Raw genomic sequence first — 17,598 nt, 5'->3', positions numbered from 1 at the left:
ACCGGCCCGCTCAGCGACCCGCTCACCGGCCCGGCCCCCGCACCAGGGCCTCGACCCGGCCGATATGGCCGCGGACCGCCGCGGCCGCCGTGTCCGCGTCCCCGGCGCGCAGCGCGTCCAGGATCTCCGCGTGCTCGGCGAGCGTCCGGTCCAGCCGCTCCGGGTGGGCGTGCAGCAGGGCCACGCCCATCCGCAGCTGCCGGTCGCGGAGCTGGTCGTAGAGGCGGCACAGGATCTGGTTCCCGGCGCTGCGCACGATCTCGGCGTGGAAGCCGCGGTCGGCGGCCATCATCGCGGCGAGGTCGCCCGCGCCGGCGTGCCGGCGCTGTTCGTCGAGCAGGGCGGCGAGCCGGTCCAGCAGGCCCGGTGGGGCCGGCACGGCCCTGCGTACGGTGAACTCCTCGACCAGCAGCCGGGTTTCGAGGACGTCGGTGATCTCCTGCACGGAGACCTGCAGGACCAGCGCGCCCTTCTTCGGGTACAGCTTCAGCAGCCCCTCGGTCTCCAGCCGCAGCAGTGCCTCGCGGACCGGCGTACGGGACACCCCGACGGCCGCGGCCAGTTCGCCCTCGGTCAGGAGGGTGCCGCCTTCGTAGCGGCGGTCGAGCACCCCTTGCTTGACGTGCTGGTAGACGCGGTCGGCGGCGGTCACGGCAGTGGTGGGGGCGGGCATGCGCACAGGATAGATACAACAGGGGTGCAAGCCCTGCCGGGTCCAGGATGTGGACCCGGCCCCGGACGGGGGTCCCGGGTGTGGTCCGCGGGTCTCCCGCTGCACCGAAGGATGTACCGCGTCTTCGTCCGCCCGCAGGACGTACGGGGCCCCGCTCGCCGGGACGCTGAAGTCATGGCCGACACCCTGCTCGCCCCGGCGGCACACAAGACCGCCCGGCTCCCGCTCCTGGACGTCCTGCGCGGCGCCGCGATCCTCGGCACGCTCATGACCAACGTCTGGATCTTCACCTCTCCCGGCTCGGAGTGGGGAGTGCTAGAGGGCGGTCTGAAGCTGCCCGACCCGATCGCCGACCCCTCCGCCGCCCACCTCGCCGAGAGCGTCTTCCGCTTCCTCGCCGACGGCAAGTTCCTGGCCCTGCTGACGGTCCTGTTCGGGGTGGGCCTGGCCATCCAGTTCGACTCCGCCGCCCGCCGCGGCGACCCCTGGCCCGGCCGCTACCCGCGCCGCGCCGCCTTCCTCTTCGTCGAGGGCACCGTCCACTTCGTGCTCGTCTTCGCCTGGGACGTGCTCATGGGGTACGCCGTCACCGCCCTCCTCGTCGCCTGGCTGCTGGCCCGCTCCGAGAAGGTGCGCAAGGGGGCGATGTGGACGGCCGGAGCGCTGCACCTGGCGCTGGTGTCCCTGGTGACCCTCGACGCGCTGAGCCGGCCCCCCGGCGCCCCGAAGAGCCCGGACCCGGACGCCGTCGAGCTGTACGCCCACGGCGGCCATCCGGCCCAGATCGCCTTCCGCCTGGAACACTTCCTCGCGCTGCGCATCGAGCCGGTCTTCTCCTTCGGGCTGCTCGCGTTCCTCTTCCTCCTCGGAGTGCGGCTGCACCGCGCGGGCGCCTTCACGGCCACGGCCGAAGGCCGCCGGATCCGGACCCGGCTGGCCGCCTGGGGGCTGGGCCTCGGGCTGCCGCTGAACGCCGCGACCACCCTCGGCGGCTCCGACTTCTACCTCCTGGGCCGCTACGGCGCCGCGCCGCTGCTCGCCCTCGGCTACATCGGCCTGATCGGCATCGCCCTCGACCGGCGGTGGATCCCGGCCCCGGTGAGCCGCGCCTTCGGCTCCGTCGGCCGCACCGCCCTGTCCTGCTACGTCGCCCAGAACCTGCTCTGCATGCTGCTCTGCTACGGCATCGGGCTGGGCCTCGCCGAGCGGCTCGGCGGCAGCGGCCCCTGGTGGGTGATGGGCCTGTGGGCCGGTGTGAGCCTGACCCTGGCCGCCGGATCGCGGCTGTGGCTGCGCCGCTTCGACCACGGCCCCCTGGAGGCCGTACAGCGCACGGTCCTCAGGTCCCGCCGCTGACCGCCGCCACCTCCACGTCCAGGACGAACTCGTCGTAGGGGGCCTCGTCCGGGTAGGGCGGCCGGACCTGCGCGAAGCGGATCCGGGCCCGGCCCCCGCCCGGGGGCCGCGCCCGGACCACGTAGGTCCGCTCCACCGGGGCCCCCGGCGGCGGGGCCGCCCCGCCGGCGGCCGGGGCCTCGGGGGCCTCCGCCACCGTCACCGCGTCCGCGTCCCCGGTGACCTGCCAGGTCCACACGTACCCGCGCGCGCCGCGCCCGGTGAGCCGCAGCTCGTACGACGCGTCCGGGCCCAGCACGATGCTCCGTACCTCCACGCCCGCCCGGTCCTCTCAGACGGGGCCGATCACCGACCCCTCGTGCCAGCCCGCGCCGTCGCGCCAGTAGTGCTGGAGGCTGCGGTCGGTGCGCAGGACGATGACTTCCAGGTTGAACCCGAAACTGCCCTGGAGCATCCCGGTGACGGAGGCGACGTCGTGCCCGAAGACCGCGCTGCGCCGCCAGGGCGAGCCGCCCGCGTTGCCGCGCCACCAGTGCTCGACCTGTCCGCCGGCGACGGCCACGCACAGCTCGTAGTTCCCGGCGGTGTCCTCGTCCGCGGCCCCGAACTGCCCCTCGATCAGGCAGGGCGCGGAGACGGCCGCCGTACCGCTGCCGAAGATCTCCCCGGCCCGCCAGGTGAAGCCGTTCGGATCGTCGCGCCACCACAGCTGCATGCGGCCGTCGGTGAGGGCGGCGACGAGGTCGAGGTGGCGGCCGCGGGTCTGGACGAGGGCGGGCCCGTAGTGGGCGATGCCGGAGGCGAACCGGCCGCCGTCGTTCCAGGTCCAGGGGGCGCCGTTGATCCGCCACCAGTGGCCCAGCCGTCCGTCGGCGGTCCGGACGACCACCTCGAAGTTGCCCGGCTTGCCGTAGTCGCTCTGGATGAACGCCGGGGTCGAACCGACGGCCGCGTCGCCCGGCCCGAAGAGGCCGCCGTCGCGCCAGGCCCCGCCGGACTGCTCGTAGTACCAGTGGCGCAGCCGGCCGCCGGTGGTCACGTGCAGGGACTCCATGTTGCGGTTGTAGGTGGTGCCGGTGAAGGCGGGCTGCCCGGAGGCGTCGGTGGCGAAGGTGCCCGCGCGGGCCCAGGCGAACGGGGAGTCGCCCTCGCGCCACCAGTGCCGGAGGCGGCCGCCGGGGGCGGTGGCGAGCAGCTCGAAGTTGCGGTGGGCGCGGCCGTTGCCGCTCTCGTAGACGTTGCCGGTGTGCAGGCGGCGCTTGGTCCACGGGTCGATGTTGGTGCCGCGCAGGCCGCACTTGGCCCAGTGGTCGATGTTGACCTCGCCGTAGGCGATCCGGCCGTAACCGCCGACGTGGTAGCCCGTCCCCCAGGAGTTCTTGAACAGCCAGCAGCCGGCCGCGTCGTCGTAGCCGACGATCAACACGCAGTGGCCGCCCGCGAGATGGTCGCTCGTACGGTGGTACACGCCGGAGCCGAGACCGAAGAAGTCGTCGTAGACGTCGAAGCAGGCGGTCAGCGGGCCGACCGTGTCCAGCCAGACCTTCTGCTGCTCCACGTCGCCGAGCCGGACGTAGTCGGTGATCCGGACGGTCCGGCCGGACCGGTCCCAGCTGGGCGTGTACTCGGCGCGCCAGGCGTCGCGGCGGGCGGCCGGCAGACCGGCGGGCGGGGTGCTGTACGGCCAGCAGTCCGGGTCGGCGAGCCCGCCGTTCGCCTTGATCCAGTCGAGGGCGGTCTCGGGATTGCTGCCCTGGCCGCAGGTGAAGCGCAGGCCGTCGTGGACGTCCCCCTCGGAACGCTCCGCCCATACGTCGTGCTCGATCCGCGCCATGGACTCCACCAGTCCGGCGGCGCCGAAGGCCCAGCAGGAACCGCACGGGTTCTGGTCCTTCACCTTGGTGATCCACGGCCATCCCCAGCGGCTGCGCCAGTCCACGGCGGCGGGCCGGGCCGGGGCCGCGGTCCCCCGGACCCCGGGCAGCAGCCCGTGGGCGGCGCGGCGCCGGGTCAGATGCGGATTGCCGCTCGCGTGGCCGATGATCCCCGGGAGATCGATCACCCCTGCGTCCTCGGCGGTGGTCAGATTCGCCCCGGGCTCCAGACCGAGCGAGGGCCGCGGCACGGGCTCCTCGTCGGCGAGGTGCTCCAGGACCGACCAGCGCGCCCCCTGCGCGACGAGCTGCGCGCGCAGCTCCCCCACCGACTGGACAGATTCCTCCGGCATGGCGGCCCCCCAGCTGCAACCGTTCGGATCCAAGACCCGGGAGCGTCTCCCCGGCGCCCGGGGGCGTCAAGGGGGGCCGCACGGTCGCGCGGGGGCACGAGGGGGCGTGCCGTGGCGCGGGGCCGCCGGAACCGGCCGGGAACGACGCGATCGTCAGCCGTCCAGCGAGATCGCGTTCTTGGCGCGGGCCACCGATTCCTCGGACGCGGGTCCGCCCGGATTCTCCGTCGCCAGCGCCTGGTTGAGGTCGGCGAAGGGCCGCATCCGCTCCTCGTAGCGGGCGTACGCGGCGAGGTGGTCGCCGCCGGCCCGGGCGAGGGAGTCGGCCAGCACGTGGGCGCCCACCAGGGCCAGGCTGGTGCCCTGCCCCGAGAGGGGGGAGGGGCAGTAGCCGGCGTCCCCGAGCAGGGCGACCCGGCCCCGCGACCACTGGTCCATGCGGATCTGGGCCATGGCGTCGCAGTAGAAGTCGGGCGCCTTCCGGGCGGCCTCCGCGAGGCGGGCCCCTTCCCACCGCACGGACTCCAGCCTGTCGACGACGGTCCGCCGCAGGGCCTCGGCGGTGCGCAGTTCCGGGGCGAGGGGGGCGGACGCGAAGCCGAAGGCGATGCGCAGTTCGGTGTTGTCGCGTACGGGCATGATGCCGAAGCCCATGTCCCCGTCCCGCAGCCACATCTGCCAGTCCTCCAGGCCGAGGAAGTTGTCCGCGCCGAACACCGAGAGGTAGCTGCCCAGGTGGTGGGCGTAGCCCTCCTCGGGGCCGAAGGCCAGGCGCCGCACGGTGGAGTGCAGGCCGTCCGCCCCGACGACGAGGTCGAACGTGCGGGGCGCCGCGTGCGCGAACTCCACCCGCACTCCGCTCCCGTCCTCCTCCAGCCCGGTGACGGTGTCGCCGAAGAGGTACTCGACGTCCGCGCGGGTGTGCTCGTGGACCATGCGCACCAGGTCCTCGCGCAGCACCTCGATGTCCTCGCCGTCGAGCCGGCCGCTGCTGAAGGTCGCCTCGGTGGAGCGGCCGACCTCGCTGCCGTCGGGGCCGAGGACCGACATGCCGCGCATCCGGGTGCGTACGCGGCTCGCCCGCTCCAGCAGCCCCATGCGCTGCACCACGTCGAGCGCGACGCCGCGGATGTCCACGGCCTGCCCGCCGCCGCGCACGCCCGGGGCGCGTTCGACGACGGTGGACTCGAAGCCGTGGCGGTGCAGGAGGTGGGCGAGGACGGGACCCGCGATGCCGCCGCCGGAGATGAGTACGGTCCGCATGAGAAGCTCCTTCGATGATTTGTACGCTGTACGCAATCTGAATGTACGACGTACATTCATGCCTCTCAACTGGCATAACGGCGCGCCTGTACTAGCTCAGACCAGCCCCTGGGGAGATCTCCGCTGCTACCCTCTGCACTAGTACAGGACAGAAAGGCGGGAGAACGTGACGCAGACCACAGGCGCGACAGGCGCAGCCGGTGATCCGCCCTACCTGCGCATCGTCGCCGCGATCCGGCGGCGCATCGCGGACGGCGAACTCGCCCCCGGGGACCGCGTCCCCTCCACCCGGCAGATCGCCGCGCAATGGGGCGTCGCGCTCGCCACCGCCACCAAGGCGCTGACCACCCTGCGCCTGGAGGGCCTGGTCGAGGCCCGCCCCCGGATCGGCACGGTCGTCGCCGGGAGCGCCCCCGCCGCACCGGCGGCCCGCAGGCGCCCCTCGCCCGCCCCGGACACCGAGCCGGAGCTGAGCGTCGAGCGGATCGTCCGCGCCGCCGTCGAGATCGCCGACGCCGAAGGACTCGCGGCGCTCTCCATGCGCGGTGTCGCGGCCCGGCTCGGCGTCGCGGCGATGTCGACCTACCGGTACGTGCCGAGCAAGGAGGACCTGGTCCTGCTCATGGCCGACGCCGCGTTCGGCGAGGCCTACCCCGCCGACGCCTACGCCGACGCCCCCGAGGACTGGCGGGCGCGCGTCGAGGCGGGCGCCCGGACCCTGTGGCGGCTGTACCGCAAGCACCCGTGGCTGGCCCGGATCGGCTCGCTCACCCGCCCGTTGCTGGTGCCCAACCTGCTGGTCCACGGCGAGTGGATGCTGGACGCCCTCGACGGCCACGGACTCGACCCGACCACCCTCTTCGACATCCACGTCCTGCTCTACAGCCATGTGCACGGCCTGGCGGTCCATCTGGAGCTGGAGGCCGACGCCGAAGCCGCCACGGGTCAGTCGGAGGACCAGTGGATGGACAGCCGCGCCCCCGTCCTCCGGGAACTGGTGGAGTCCGGCCGCTTCCCGACCTTCGCCAAAGTGGTCGGATCCTTCGAGGACGGCTACGACCTGCGGCTCGACGCGCTCTTCGACATCGGCCTGGGGGCCCTCCTGGACGGCCTGACCCCCGTCGTCGAAGGCCGGGGACACTCCCTCGGGCACCGGCCGGGGCCCGTATAGGCTCGGGCCGTATGGGGACGTGGATCGCGCCGAGCGCCATCGAGAGAGAGCTGTACGAGGCCAAGACCGCCGACGACTGGGCCGCGTACTTCGACGTACTGGCCCGTACGCCGTTGTACGTGGCGCAGTCCCGAGCGCGGTCCGACACGCATCCCGACTCGGTGTTCTTCCACGCCACCCCGGACCGGATGCTCGTCGTCCACACCGCCGGCATGCTGCCCGCCCCCACCCCCGAGACGGTCTACGAGTCGCGGAGCCTGCGCTGGTTCGCCAAGGTCTGGAACGCCGACGACCCCGCCTTCCTCGCCGTGAACCCGGGCTCCCCCTCCGAGGCCTACCTCACCACCGCCCCCGCCGACCTGGCCCGCTGGCACGCCCACGCGGAGGCCGCCCCCCATTACGGCCTGCCCGAGGGCAAGGTCCATGCCCTGTTCACCGGCGGCCCGCTGCACGGACCCGTCGCCCACGGCCTCGCCGTCGGCAGCCATCTCGCCGTGACGAACGGCGAGTTCTGGAACTCCCTCGCCTACCACGGCAGCGGCTACCAGTACGAGCGCCGCCGCGTCGCGAAGAGCTGGAGCATCACCGACCGGCCCGACTGGCTCTCCACCCTGGAGACGCTGCTGGACCGCGGGATGGTCAGCCCGGTCTGGGAGTACGCGCTCCGCGTCCGCCGCGCCCTCGCCTCCGACTTCGCCGGGCCGGTGGACATCGAGCACTGGCGGCACACCGCCGAGGCGAGTCTGCGCCGCAGCGCCGAACGCGCCGCCGAACCGCAGCTCACCCCCGACGGGGTCACCGTCGCCCGGCCGCGGCCGGTCGCCGAGGTCGAGGGGGAGATAGCCGGCGTCAAACGCCTCATCGGCCGGATCACCCGCTACGAGCAGCGCTTCCGGGCCGACGGACTGCTCCCCGAGGACGGCTGGGTCCGCTCCGTGGAGGGCTGGGACATCGGCCGGGCCTCGCAGATGGCCCGCTGGGGCGTCGGCTGCCGCTACGGGACCGTCGCCGAGGCCGAGCAGGCCGTACTGCGCGCCGGGGAGGCCGCACGCGACACGTACCGCTCGTGGGCGGAGTTCTCCGCCGGGTACGTCCTCGGCCGGTGCCTGCACTTCGACGAGGAGGAGTTCGGCACCTGGTACACGACCGCCCTCGCCGCGCACCTCGCGCTGACGACCGACCCGGCGAGCCCCTGGCTCAACATCCCCTGGAACTAGGCAAGTCCGCACGGTGTCCGACCTCGGGTAGTCGGTGGCCGCGGCCGGAAACCGGCGGCGGGCCACCGGGTCCCCCGACTAGCCTCGCCGGCATGACTGTTGAGCTGAACGAGACCGTGCGGGGGCTGCTCGACGCACCGCACCCCGCCGTCCTGTCGACCATCAACCCCGACGGAAGCCCGCAGAGTTCGGTGATCTGGGTGACCCGCGACGGCGGCGACCTGCTGGTCTCCACCGAGCAGGGCCGCCGCAAGGAGCGCAACATCGTCCGGGACGGACGGGTCGGCATCACCGTCTTCGACCTGGCCAACCCCTTCCTCTACGCCGAGATCCGCGGCACGGCCACCGTCACCGAGGACATCGGCCGGGCGGTGGCCGTCCGTATCGCCGAGGAGTACATGGGCCCGGGCGCCGGCAAGGAGTACGCGCAGGCCCCGGCCGAGGACGTCCGGGTGGTCGTCCGCATCACCCCGACCAAGGTCCTCGGCAACGCGGCCCGGTAGGCCCGCCGGCAGACAACCTAGGGGAGCTCGGGCCGGACCGCCGCCCAGGCGTCGACCGCCTGCGCCGAAGGGTCGGCGTCCGCGAGGTGGGGCCGCACGACCACCAGCCACGGGATCAGGCTCTTGATCCGGCGCAGGTGCCGGATCCGGTGGTACGGGAGGTCCCGCCAGACCCGGCCCTGCGCCGCGGCCTGCTCCGGGGTCAGGTCCATCAGCGCCAGCAGCCCGCGGCACAGGACGGCCGGATCACCGCCCTCGCCCGGACCGAACCGCTGGATCAGGTAGACCTGTACGGAGGCCAGTTCGGGCGCCCGGAGCAGGTCGGGCCCGCCCTCGGCCCGCGCGCAGCGGTGGGTGGCGGTCAGCGCGATCCGGCCCCAGCGCAGCCGGATCCCGTCCGGCAGCCGCTCGTCCCGCATCCGCACCCCGGCCAGGACGCGCAGGGTCCGCGGGTGCGGTTCGTCCCGCAGCGGCGGGTCGGTGGCCAGCCAGGCCTCCAGTTCCTCCAGCGCGTGCCCGTCGGGCGGCACCGAGGTCAGCACCTGTCCCCGGGTGAGCAGCGCGACCATGGCGCCCGCGAGGTGGACCTTCGCGATGTGCCCGGCGGTGAAGGAGCCGACGGCCCGCCCGTGGCGCTCGATGCGGCGCAGGCCGATCCTGGATTCCCCGACGGCGTAGACCTGTCCGGCCCGTGCCACCCCGCCGACGCACCGGACCACGCACACGCCGCCCGTGACGTCGGCCTCCTCGACGGAGTACACCTGCAATTCGGCGATGGACACCCGCGCCCCCTTCCCCGGGCGGGAGATTACCTCCCGGGGCCGTCCCCCTGCCCTTCCAGGGCGTGCGCGTAGGCCCTGAATCCGCGCCGGATCCCCTCCGGGGAGCCGGAGGAGGGCAGCAGGACGCCGGTCAGCTCTGGCACCTCGTCGTCGTACGGCCCGAAGGGCTTGTCGTTCACGACGAAGTCGGCCCAGGTCACGAAGCTGCCCCCGGACCCTGCTCGATGCGGTCCAGCAGGGGCGCCGCCCACTCCGGGAGGGCGGACGCCGCCGGGCGGGGCGGGCGGGGGTCGGAGGTGATGCCGATGCCTCCCGCCGGGTCGCCGTACACGAACCGCTGGGACCACCCCAGCCAGGAGCGGACGAACAGGTTCGCGCTCCACGCCAGGGCCAGCGCGCCGCGCAGCCCGGGGACCTCGTACCAGTAGCTGGTGAGCACCACGGCGCGGGAGACCGCCTCGTCCGGGTCCCCCGGCCGGGAATCGGCGGTGAGCCCGGCGGCCAGCACCGATGCCGCGAACCGATTGTCGGCGAGCAGTCCGCCGCTGTCGCAGACGACCGTGTCCAGCAGGTCCGCCGGGAGGCCGGCGGCGGCCTTCTCCAGCCTCGCCAGCAGCTCGGGCAGGCCCGGATCGCCGGCCGCCTCCGGGTCGGGAACCACCCTCAGGTCGACCGGCAGCCGCTCGTCCCCCGTGCGGGCGGCCAGCAGGTGCACGTACGCCAGCGCGCGCAGGGTCTGCCAGCGGCAGAGCGTGTCGAGCAGCGCGGTCCGGGAGCTGCGGAAGGCGAGCCGCACCGGCCAGTCGGCCGCCCGGACGTCGTTGCCGAGCGCCCGCAGCTCCGCCGGCACCGGGGCCGGGAAGACCCGGCTCGGGGTCGCAGGACGGCTCGGCGCGGTAGCCCGGCCAGCCGGGTGCGGGATTGCGGGGGGTACCGCTGCGGCTACTCATTCACTTCTTCGTCCTTCGGGGTCCGCCACTTCGCCACGTCCTTGCCGATCCGCGCCCCCGTCTCGCTGTCGACGTAGTTGGCCGGCGATTGCAGATGGCCCCGCAGGTACCTCTCCGGTTTCACCTCGTCTTCCGCCCGCGCCCCCTCCCGTGCGAGCGGTGGCCCGAAGGGAGAAACGTCCCTCAGACCCCGGCCGGTTCCTCCAACACCAGCCGGATCTCGGTGACCTCGTAGCCCGCGCGGTCGAAGGCGGCGGCCATCGGGGTGTTGACGGTGTCGGTGGTCGCGGTGATGCGCTCGGCACCTTCGGCGGCGTGGAAGCGGGTGATCTCGCCCAGGATCTCGTCGATCAGGCCCTGGCCACGCTGTTCCGGTACGACACCCAGGTAGCCGACGTTGCGGTGGTACGGGGTCGCCGACGGGATGGCCATGCCGGCGAGCGTGCCGTCCGGGAGGTGGGCGAGGCGCCACCAGGAGCGCTCGCCGGGGCAGTCGAGGTAGAACTCGACGTCCTCGCGGGCCAGTTGTTCCGCGTCCATCGACTGGAGCTCGGTCTGCGTGTGCAGGTCGAGGCTGCCGGCGGACAGCCGGGTGAAGGCGTCCAGGAACTCCTCGTCGGTGCCGTCGCGGAAGACGAGCCGGCCGGTGGGCTCGGCCGTCCCTGCGACGGGGGTCCACTCGTAGCGCAGCCGCTCGATCTCGCGCGTCAGGCCCGACTTGTACGCGGCCTCCTGGCGCCAGGCGACCGCCGCGGCCAGCTCCGGGTCGGCCCGCCAGTCGCGGGGCAGGGAGATGTTGTAGCCCGGCCGCTTGCCGAAGGCGGCGTGCCCGGCCTCCAGCAGCCCGGCGGCGACCCCGGCCGGGTCGGCCACGTCCCTGCGCACCTGAAGGCAGTCGAGCGCGACGGGCCGCTCGCTGTCGGCGCGCCCCCACCACAGGGCGCGGGCGAGGATCCGCCCGTCCTCGTCCTCGGCGAGCCAGATCCATTCGGGCCGGATCTGGTTCTCCGCGAGCTCCTCACGGATCCGCTCGGCGGTCAGGGCGGGCACGGGGCCGTCGGCGGGGTGGGCGACGGCACGGTCGAGGTCCACGGGGTCCGCGGTGGCGGCACGAAAGATCATTAAGGGATGATCACACGGGGTCGCCGCTCCGACCAGGGGTTTCGCCCCGCAGCCCGGTCACTCCCCCTGTCCCACGATCCCTTCCAGCGCGTGGGCGTACTCCCGCAGGCGCCGCTTGAAGGGCTCCGCCGAGCCCGACGAGGGCATCAGGAGCCCGGGAAGGAACGCGACCCGCCACATCAGGAACACCTCGTGGAGCGACCGCCCACGGCCGGCCCCGCCCCACGTGCACGCCGTGCCGATCACCTCCGCGATCTCCCGGGCCCGGGACTCCACGTCGTCGCCTCCGCGCAGGGCCGCCACCCCCACCAGCGCCTGGAGGAGGTGCGCCAGCTGGAGGTCGGCGCCCATCCGGGCCATGCGGCGCACCGTTTCCGGCGCGCCGAGGTCCGGGGTGTACTCCTCGATGCATCCCGACCACATCAGCAGGGTGACCGGCGGGACGTCGTGCTCCCGCAGGTAGCCGAGCCCGTCCATGATCTCCATCGATTCGGCGTGGAAGTCACCCAGCCGCCGCACCACGTCCAGCACCCGGTCCAGCTCGCCGCGGTGACGCGCGACGAACGCGCCCACCGACACCGATCCCAGCGCCGCGCCGCACTCGACGAGCGCGCCGAGCGGACCGAAGACCTCGCGTACGAGCGTCGTCTCCGATGCCACCGGTACCGCAGCCCCTTGGTCCGCCATCTCGCCACTCCTTCAGAATGTTCCCATCACATTTTCCACGAACGCCTTTGCCTGTGGGAGCGCCCGCAGGTGCTTGTTGAGCAGTTCGATTCCCTCCGCTGTGTTCACGAAGTACTCCGGCAGGTTGCCGCCGGGGCCGGAGTGCAGCCGGTACACGGACTCCGCGAAATCGGCGGGCACTTCCACCCGGACCACGGTTCCGCCAGGACCCGCGTACTGCTGCGCCGCCCGCTGGAAGTCGTCCGTGAGGTAGACGCCCGCGTCGGGCGTGTACTCGCGTTTGACGTTGACGTCGGGATCGAGCGAGAAATGGGTTCCCTTCCACTCCTGCGTGCCGTGGTACAGGACCTTGTACGGGGTCAGACCGAGCGGGTCGAGTTCCCGGTACGGGTTGACCACGTACGCGACCGGGTTGGGCGCCGCCTTCAGCCCCAGCGGGTCCGGGCTGGCGTAGCGGGCCGTCTCCGGGTCGTAGTGCCGATGGACGTTGTAGTGGAGGCCCGACTCCGGGTCGTGGTACTGGCCCGGGAAGCGCAGCGGGGTCGCGGCGGTGCTGGCCGCGGGCCACGCCGTGGCGCCCCACACGGTGCTGCGGCTCTGCCAGGCCAGGGCGCCCGACTCGTCGACGAGCTCCGTCGGCGTGCCCACCATGTCGGTCACCATGGAGAAGAACCGCTCGTCGACCGCTTCCTGCGGCGCGTCGGCCGCCAGGATTCGCTCGGTCTGCGTGAGGGGCCGCAGACCGTTGTGCTCCCAGGTCAGGACCATCAGGTGCCGGGAGCCGGCGGTGCGCGAGATCTGCTCGCACAGCGTGGTGCCGTCCCAGACGAAGTCCACCTGCTCGGCCACCGTCTCGCCGTCTGTCCCGAGCCGCTGCTTGGCGCTGCGCCGGCCCAAGGCGTCGTACCGGTAGCGCCAGACCGTCCCGTCCGGCGTGGTGACCCCGGTGAGCCGGTCCTCGGTGTCCCAGGCGTAGTGCCATGTGTCGGGCTTCCGGGAAGGACGGGCCTTCTGCCGCAGGACCATGCGGCCAAGCGCGTCGTACTCGTAGCGCATCGCCCCCGCGCGCGTGACGCGCGTGCCGTCGTAGACGCGTTCCCCGCGGGCCGCGGCCCCGGGATGGTCCTCGGGCCAGGAGGCCGTGCTCTGGTTGCCCGTCTCGTCGTAGGCGTAGCGCTCGCTCCAGCCCGCCGCGTCGACACCGGTGATGCGGCCGACGGCGTCCAGGGCGAAGGTCCGGCTGCCGGTGTGCGAGTCCTCGATCCCGGTCAGCAGGCCGTCCGCCCGGTAGGAGAAGGCACGCCTGCGCGCAGTGCCCCCGTCCGGGCCCGCCAGGTGCTGTCCGGTGAGGCGACCCGCCTCGTCATAGACCTGGGAGAGGGTCAGGCCGCCGACACGCCGGGTCAACTCGCGGCCCACCGCGTCCCGTTCGAAGGTGAGCGTGCGCCCCGAGGCGGTGAGTGCGCTGCGCCGGCCCGTCTCGTCGTACGTCCACGCGGACCGGGCCCCCGTGGGGGTGGTGCGGTGGGTCCGGCGGCCGAGTACGTCGTACTCGAAGCCGACGGTGCGGCCGTCGACCGTCTCGGAGCGGACCAGCCCGGAACGGTCACGACGCCAGGTGATGGTGGAATCCTGGCAGGTCGCCGCCACCAGGTGGTCGGACACGTCGTACTCGAAGGTCGTGACCGCGCCGGCCGCGTCCTTGCGGACCACCTGCCCGAGCACGTTGCGCTCGAAGGCGACGGTCGTGCCCAGTGCGCCGGTGCGGGAGATCAGCCGGCCCGCCGCGTCGTAGCGGTAGCTGATGGACCGGGAGTCGAAGTCGTTCTCCTCGACCAGCCGGCCCGCGCCGTCGTAGGTGTAGTTCCAGCTCCTGCCGCGGGGATCGGTGACCTCGGTGAGCCGTAGTTCCGCGTCGTAGGCGAAGGCGTAGCGGATCCCGTCCGGCCGGGTCCGGGCGGTCAGCAGGTCGAAGTCGCCGTACTCGCTGACGGTCACCCCGCCCGCGGCGTCCCGGTGGGTCAGGCAGTTCCCCTCCCCGTCGTACGTCCACGACTCCTCGCTGCCGTCCGGGTTCGCCCGGTGCAGGATCAGGCCCTCCACGCTCCACGTGAAGCGGGTCGTGTGGCCCAGCGCGTCGGTGACCGAGGCCGGACGGCCGAAGGCGTCCCGTTGCCACGAGGTGGTCGCGCCCAGCGGCTCCGTGGCCGACACGACCCGGCCGGCCGCGTCGAAGCGGATGCGCGAGGTGCGGCCGAGCGGATCGGTCACCGAGGACAGCTGGCCGCGGCTGTTGTGCGTGAAGAGCGTGGTCGCACCCGAAGGGCCCGTCACCGAGGTGCGGTTACCGCGTTCGTCATACGTCTGGCGGACGACCGTGCCGTCCGGATTCACCACCTTCACCGGCAGCCCGAGCTCGTTGTACTCGGCACTCCAGGCGCGGCCGTCCTGGCGGACGACCGAGAGGAGCCTTCCGGCGTCGTCGTAGGTGCGGTGCGTGGACAGGCCCAGCGGGTCGGTCTCGGTCAGCAGGCGCCCGTACCGGTCGTACGTGAGACTCGTGAGCGCGCCCAGCTCGTCGGTGCAGGCGACGATCCGGTACCGGTCGTCGACCAGGTAGCGGCGTGTGTGCCCGGCGGCCGTGGTCACGGTGGTGATCCGGTTGCCGCTGCCGGGGTCCACGTCGTTGTAGGTGAGGGTGAGCGCCAGATGGCCGCCGGAGCCCCCCTCGGCGATGCAGCGGTCCTGATCGTCGTAGGCGTACTCGTACCGGCGGTCGTTGGTGTCCGTCCACGAGGTGACCCGGTCGCGCTCGTCGTAGGCGAAACGCAAGGGCAGGCCCGAGGAGTTGACGACCTCCGTCAGGTTGCCGCCGGTGTATCCGTACGCCAGGACGCGCGGGCCACCGGCCAGATGGAGGGCGGTGATCCGCCCGTCGGCGGTCTCGAAGCGCAGCCCGTGGCCGGCGCTGTGGGAGATGCCGAGCGGGGTGCCGGCCGCGTCGTACTCGAAGGTGATGACATTGCCGTTGCGGTCCTCCAGCTGCGCGAGCGGGGCCGTCGCGGACCCGGAGTCGTCGGGCGGACCGGTGAAGCGGCGGACGATGCCGGTGTCCGGGTCGGTGATGGTGTAGTCGCCGTCCGGGGCCCGCTCCAGGGGTATCCGGGCACCGGAGACCGGAACGACGGGGACGCCGGGAGCGGGGTGCGGGAACGGCAGGAGGAGCCCGTCCTCCGTCACCAGGATCACGCCCTCGGCGTCGATCTCCAGCCGCTGGTCGATCGTGCTCGACCACGAGGGGCCGAACCAGCGCCCCGAGCGGTATCCCGAGTCCACCCTGCGGGTGAAGACCAGCGGAAGGGCGCCGGGCAGCTCCACATCCGTCTGCGGGAGGTACATCCGGCCGGTCGCCAGGTCGATGGGGTCGGTGCCCTCGCTCGTCTTGTGCACGTCCGGCCTGTCGCTCGCACCCGGACCGTCCTTGTTCAGGGAGACGCGGGGCTTGCTCGCGGGGATGTCGTCCGCCAGCTTGGCGACGCTCGCGCCCTTCTTCAGGGCGCCGAGGCCCTTCGTGCCGACGAGTTCCGGGAGGAGTTTGCCGATGCCTTCGCTGGGGTCCTTCATGAACTCGTCGAGCATCTGCTTGCCCGCGCCCATGGGGTCGTTGACCGCCACGGCCAGTCCGGCGACCGTCGAGTTGAGGCTGGTCAGGTACTCGGCGGGATGGGTCAGGTTGTACGGGTCCATCGGGTTGACCGAGCGGACGAAGTTGACGAGGCCCGCCGTGCCCTTGACCACACCGCCCGCGAGGTGGGTCTGGGCGAGGTCGAGATAGTCCATCCCGTCTTTCAGCTGCTCGGCGTACGAGGGCTTGGGCGGGGCCGCGTCACGGGCCGCGCGGACCGCCGTACGGGCCGTCTCGGCCACCTCGTTGCGCTGGGTGCGCGCGGTCTGGAGCTTGTCGTCGGCCGCCTTGAACAGCGGATCGGCGGGGTCGGTGAAGTCGTCGGCCGGCCGCGGCGGCAGCGTGTCCTTCTCCGCCTTGACCGCGGCCTTGTAGTCGGTGATCGACTTGTTGTAGGCGGTGCGCGCGTCCTGCGAGACCTTCTTGGCCTTGTTGTAGTCCTCCAGGGCCTCCTTGGCCTTGCTCTGCGCCCACTCGACGGTCTCCGCGAAGCGGCCCATCGCGTCGGCGGCCTTGCCGAAGGCCTCCGCCGCCTCGAACCAGCGCGGCGGCTCCTTGGCTATCGCCTCCCGGAACGCGTTCGCCGACGCACCCTTCAGACCATCACCCTCCAGACCCTTCAGACCATTGCCGACCATGGTGAAGGAGGACTTGAAGTCGTTCAGGTGCGAGACCTGCGCGCGGATCTTCGACACACTTCCGTACACCAGCTTGTTCGGGTCCTCGGTCTGCCCGAGCTCCAGCTCGGAGACATCCGCGCCCAGCTGGTTGGCGGCGGAGCGGCTCTTGTCGCGGACCCAGTCGCCCGCCTCGTCGAGACCGACCTCCTCCGCGACATCGGCGACCTTGTCGCCCGTCCACTCGATCGCGTCGCCGACGTCCTTGGCCCGGTCCTCGACCCAGTCTTCCGCCGAGTCCGGTACGAAGTCCTTCCAGCCCATCAGTTACCGCCCCCGCCGGCCTGGTCCAGCAGATCCTTGATCGAGCCGATCTTCCCGCTGGAGGTCAGCTTGTCGCCCGTGTCCGACCAGGTCTGCTTCATGTCCTGGCGGCTCTTCTCGAAGGACTCCGCGCTGTAGTCCGGCTTGTAGACGTCCGCCCGCCAGATGTCGTCCCAGCTCTTCTGCTCGATCTCGTCCTCACTCGCGTGCGGATTGCCGTACGCGGCGTTCGCGACGACCTTGAACGCGCCCTGCATGTACTGCTCTTCCTCCCACACCGTGCCCGCCGCGATACCGAGGTTCCCGGCCAGCGCACTGGCGTTCTGCACGAGGCTGCGCACACCCCACTCCCAGCGCTCGCAGAAATCCTCGAAGTCGGTGGCCAGTCCCATGTGTCCGGCCTCCATCCCCGTCATCGACAGGTCGCTGAACCCAGCCCCCTGGGAGGCGCCGGCCGCATCCCCGGACTCACGCAACTCGGCGATGGCCTTGCGCAGACCGTCCTGGATGTTCTTGACTGCAGCCGGCGAAACCTCAAGATCCCCGTCACCCGCCATCAGACGGCATCCACACGGTCGGCATCGGCATCCACCGCGCACGCGTCCGCAACGATGCCCACGACCGGCGGGAAGAGCATCGAGCCGTCCTCGTCCGCCACATCGACGGCCACACCCGTCGGACCGTCGACCGTGGGAATCACCGCGTCGACGAGACGGGCACCCAGGATCGAGAGGTACTCCCACTCGCGGGCCCCGGCCCCCGCGCCGCGCGCCTGCGCGAAACGGGCCAGCGCCCCCTCGTCCGTGAACGCGTAGATCCAGCGAACACCGCCCTGCCACCCCGACATCAGACCGCCGTCATCACCCTCCGCCAGCGGCACGAGCAGCGGAGTACGGCGGAATTCGCCCAGCAAACGACCCGAATGCCCGGAGCCGCCCCGTACGGCGGCTATCTCTTCGGTCAGTCCCATGTGTTACCCGTCCCCGTGGTCGGTGAGCAGCCAACAATTCGCATACGTTAC

Annotated in this window: 17 protein-coding genes; 4 read left to right on the top strand and 13 right to left on the bottom strand. The window is 72.5% G+C overall.

Annotation, left to right across the window (positions count from 1 at the left end):
* Window positions 1-22: 22 nt before the first annotated feature.
* The gene (locus tag ACFY04_RS05740; RefSeq protein ID WP_389114358.1) at window positions 23-673 is read right to left on the bottom strand and encodes a GntR family transcriptional regulator; all 651 of its coding nucleotides are present in this window, start codon (window positions 671-673) and stop codon (window positions 23-25) included.
* A gap of 174 nt (window positions 674-847) precedes the next feature.
* On the opposite strand from ACFY04_RS05740, the gene ACFY04_RS05735 reads away from it, so the two are divergent.
* Window positions 848-2,029 carry a DUF418 domain-containing protein gene (locus ACFY04_RS05735; protein ID WP_389114357.1) on the top strand — a complete coding sequence of 394 codons (1,182 nt, stop codon included), beginning with the start codon at window positions 848-850 and terminating at the stop codon, window positions 2,027-2,029.
* On the opposite strand, the gene ACFY04_RS05730 is transcribed toward ACFY04_RS05735, so the two are convergent.
* The 3 genes from ACFY04_RS05730 to ACFY04_RS05720 all read right to left on the bottom strand — a co-directional run bounded on the left by ACFY04_RS05730 (window position 2,013) and on the right by ACFY04_RS05720 (window position 5,519).
* Window positions 2,013-2,345, bottom strand: coding sequence for a protease inhibitor I42 family protein (locus ACFY04_RS05730; RefSeq protein WP_389114356.1), 333 nt, complete (start codon window positions 2,343-2,345; stop codon window positions 2,013-2,015). The genes ACFY04_RS05735 and ACFY04_RS05730 overlap by 17 nt on opposite strands.
* A 15-nt stretch (window positions 2,346-2,360) precedes the next feature.
* Entirely contained in the window at window positions 2,361-4,256 is a 1,896-nt protein-coding gene (locus ACFY04_RS05725; protein ID WP_389114355.1) for a C1 family peptidase, read from the bottom strand.
* A 153-nt stretch (window positions 4,257-4,409) separates the two neighbouring features.
* On the bottom strand, window positions 4,410-5,519 hold the full coding sequence (locus tag ACFY04_RS05720) for an FAD-dependent monooxygenase (RefSeq protein ID WP_389114354.1): 1,110 nt from the start codon (window positions 5,517-5,519) through the stop codon (window positions 4,410-4,412).
* A 166-nt stretch (window positions 5,520-5,685) separates the two neighbouring features.
* On the opposite strand from ACFY04_RS05720, the gene ACFY04_RS05715 reads away from it, so the two are divergent.
* From ACFY04_RS05715 to ACFY04_RS05705, 3 genes are all read left to right on the top strand, one after another.
* Window positions 5,686-6,690, top strand: coding sequence for a TetR/AcrR family transcriptional regulator C-terminal domain-containing protein (locus ACFY04_RS05715; protein WP_389114353.1), 1,005 nt, complete (start codon window positions 5,686-5,688; stop codon window positions 6,688-6,690).
* An 11-nt stretch (window positions 6,691-6,701) separates the two neighbouring features.
* On the top strand, window positions 6,702-7,907 hold the full coding sequence (locus ACFY04_RS05710; RefSeq protein ID WP_389114352.1) for a DUF1266 domain-containing protein: 1,206 nt from the start codon (window positions 6,702-6,704) through the stop codon (window positions 7,905-7,907).
* Window positions 7,908-7,999: 92 nt separating this feature from the next.
* Entirely contained in the window at window positions 8,000-8,410 is a 411-nt protein-coding gene (locus tag ACFY04_RS05705; protein ID WP_314243005.1) for a PPOX class F420-dependent oxidoreductase, read from the top strand.
* Between the two features lie 17 nt (window positions 8,411-8,427).
* Here ACFY04_RS05705 and ACFY04_RS05700 read toward each other — a convergent pair whose 3' ends face one another.
* The 9 genes from ACFY04_RS05700 to ACFY04_RS05660 all read right to left on the bottom strand — a co-directional run bounded on the left by ACFY04_RS05700 (window position 8,428) and on the right by ACFY04_RS05660 (window position 17,547).
* Window positions 8,428-9,192, bottom strand: a complete 765-nt coding sequence (locus ACFY04_RS05700) for a hypothetical protein (RefSeq protein WP_389114351.1) — start codon at window positions 9,190-9,192, stop codon at window positions 8,428-8,430.
* A gap of 26 nt (window positions 9,193-9,218) precedes the next feature.
* Window positions 9,219-9,392, bottom strand: coding sequence for a hypothetical protein (locus tag ACFY04_RS05695; RefSeq protein ID WP_389114350.1), 174 nt, complete (start codon window positions 9,390-9,392; stop codon window positions 9,219-9,221).
* The gene (locus ACFY04_RS05690; RefSeq protein WP_389114349.1) at window positions 9,389-10,042 is read right to left on the bottom strand and encodes a hypothetical protein; all 654 of its coding nucleotides are present in this window, start codon (window positions 10,040-10,042) and stop codon (window positions 9,389-9,391) included. Before ACFY04_RS05690 ends, ACFY04_RS05695 begins: the two co-directional genes overlap by 4 nt.
* Window positions 10,043-10,134: 92 nt before the next feature.
* The gene (locus ACFY04_RS05685) at window positions 10,135-10,266 is read right to left on the bottom strand and encodes a hypothetical protein (RefSeq protein WP_389114348.1); all 132 of its coding nucleotides are present in this window, start codon (window positions 10,264-10,266) and stop codon (window positions 10,135-10,137) included.
* A 59-nt stretch (window positions 10,267-10,325) separates the two neighbouring features.
* Entirely contained in the window at window positions 10,326-11,264 is a 939-nt protein-coding gene (locus ACFY04_RS05680) for a GNAT family N-acetyltransferase (RefSeq protein ID WP_389114347.1), read from the bottom strand.
* A gap of 57 nt (window positions 11,265-11,321) precedes the next feature.
* On the bottom strand, window positions 11,322-11,951 hold the full coding sequence (locus ACFY04_RS05675) for a hypothetical protein (RefSeq protein WP_389114346.1): 630 nt from the start codon (window positions 11,949-11,951) through the stop codon (window positions 11,322-11,324).
* Window positions 11,952-11,963: 12 nt separating this feature from the next.
* Window positions 11,964-16,577, bottom strand: a complete 4,614-nt coding sequence (locus ACFY04_RS05670; protein ID WP_389114345.1) for a putative T7SS-secreted protein — start codon at window positions 16,575-16,577, stop codon at window positions 11,964-11,966.
* Window positions 16,577-17,134 carry a hypothetical protein gene (locus ACFY04_RS05665; RefSeq protein ID WP_389114344.1) on the bottom strand — a complete coding sequence of 186 codons (558 nt, stop codon included), beginning with the start codon at window positions 17,132-17,134 and terminating at the stop codon, window positions 16,577-16,579. The genes ACFY04_RS05670 and ACFY04_RS05665 overlap by 1 nt, the downstream gene beginning before the upstream one ends.
* Window positions 17,134-17,547, bottom strand: a complete 414-nt coding sequence (locus ACFY04_RS05660) for a hypothetical protein (RefSeq protein ID WP_389114343.1) — start codon at window positions 17,545-17,547, stop codon at window positions 17,134-17,136. The genes ACFY04_RS05665 and ACFY04_RS05660 overlap by 1 nt, the downstream gene beginning before the upstream one ends.
* Window positions 17,548-17,598: the final 51 nt, after the last annotated feature.

This window comes from Streptomyces sp. NPDC001549, assembly GCF_042894025.1.
In the GTDB taxonomy this organism is placed as follows: domain Bacteria; phylum Actinomycetota; class Actinomycetes; order Streptomycetales; family Streptomycetaceae; genus Streptomyces; species Streptomyces kutzneri.
This window is presented reverse-complemented; position numbering and strand designations above follow the sequence as displayed.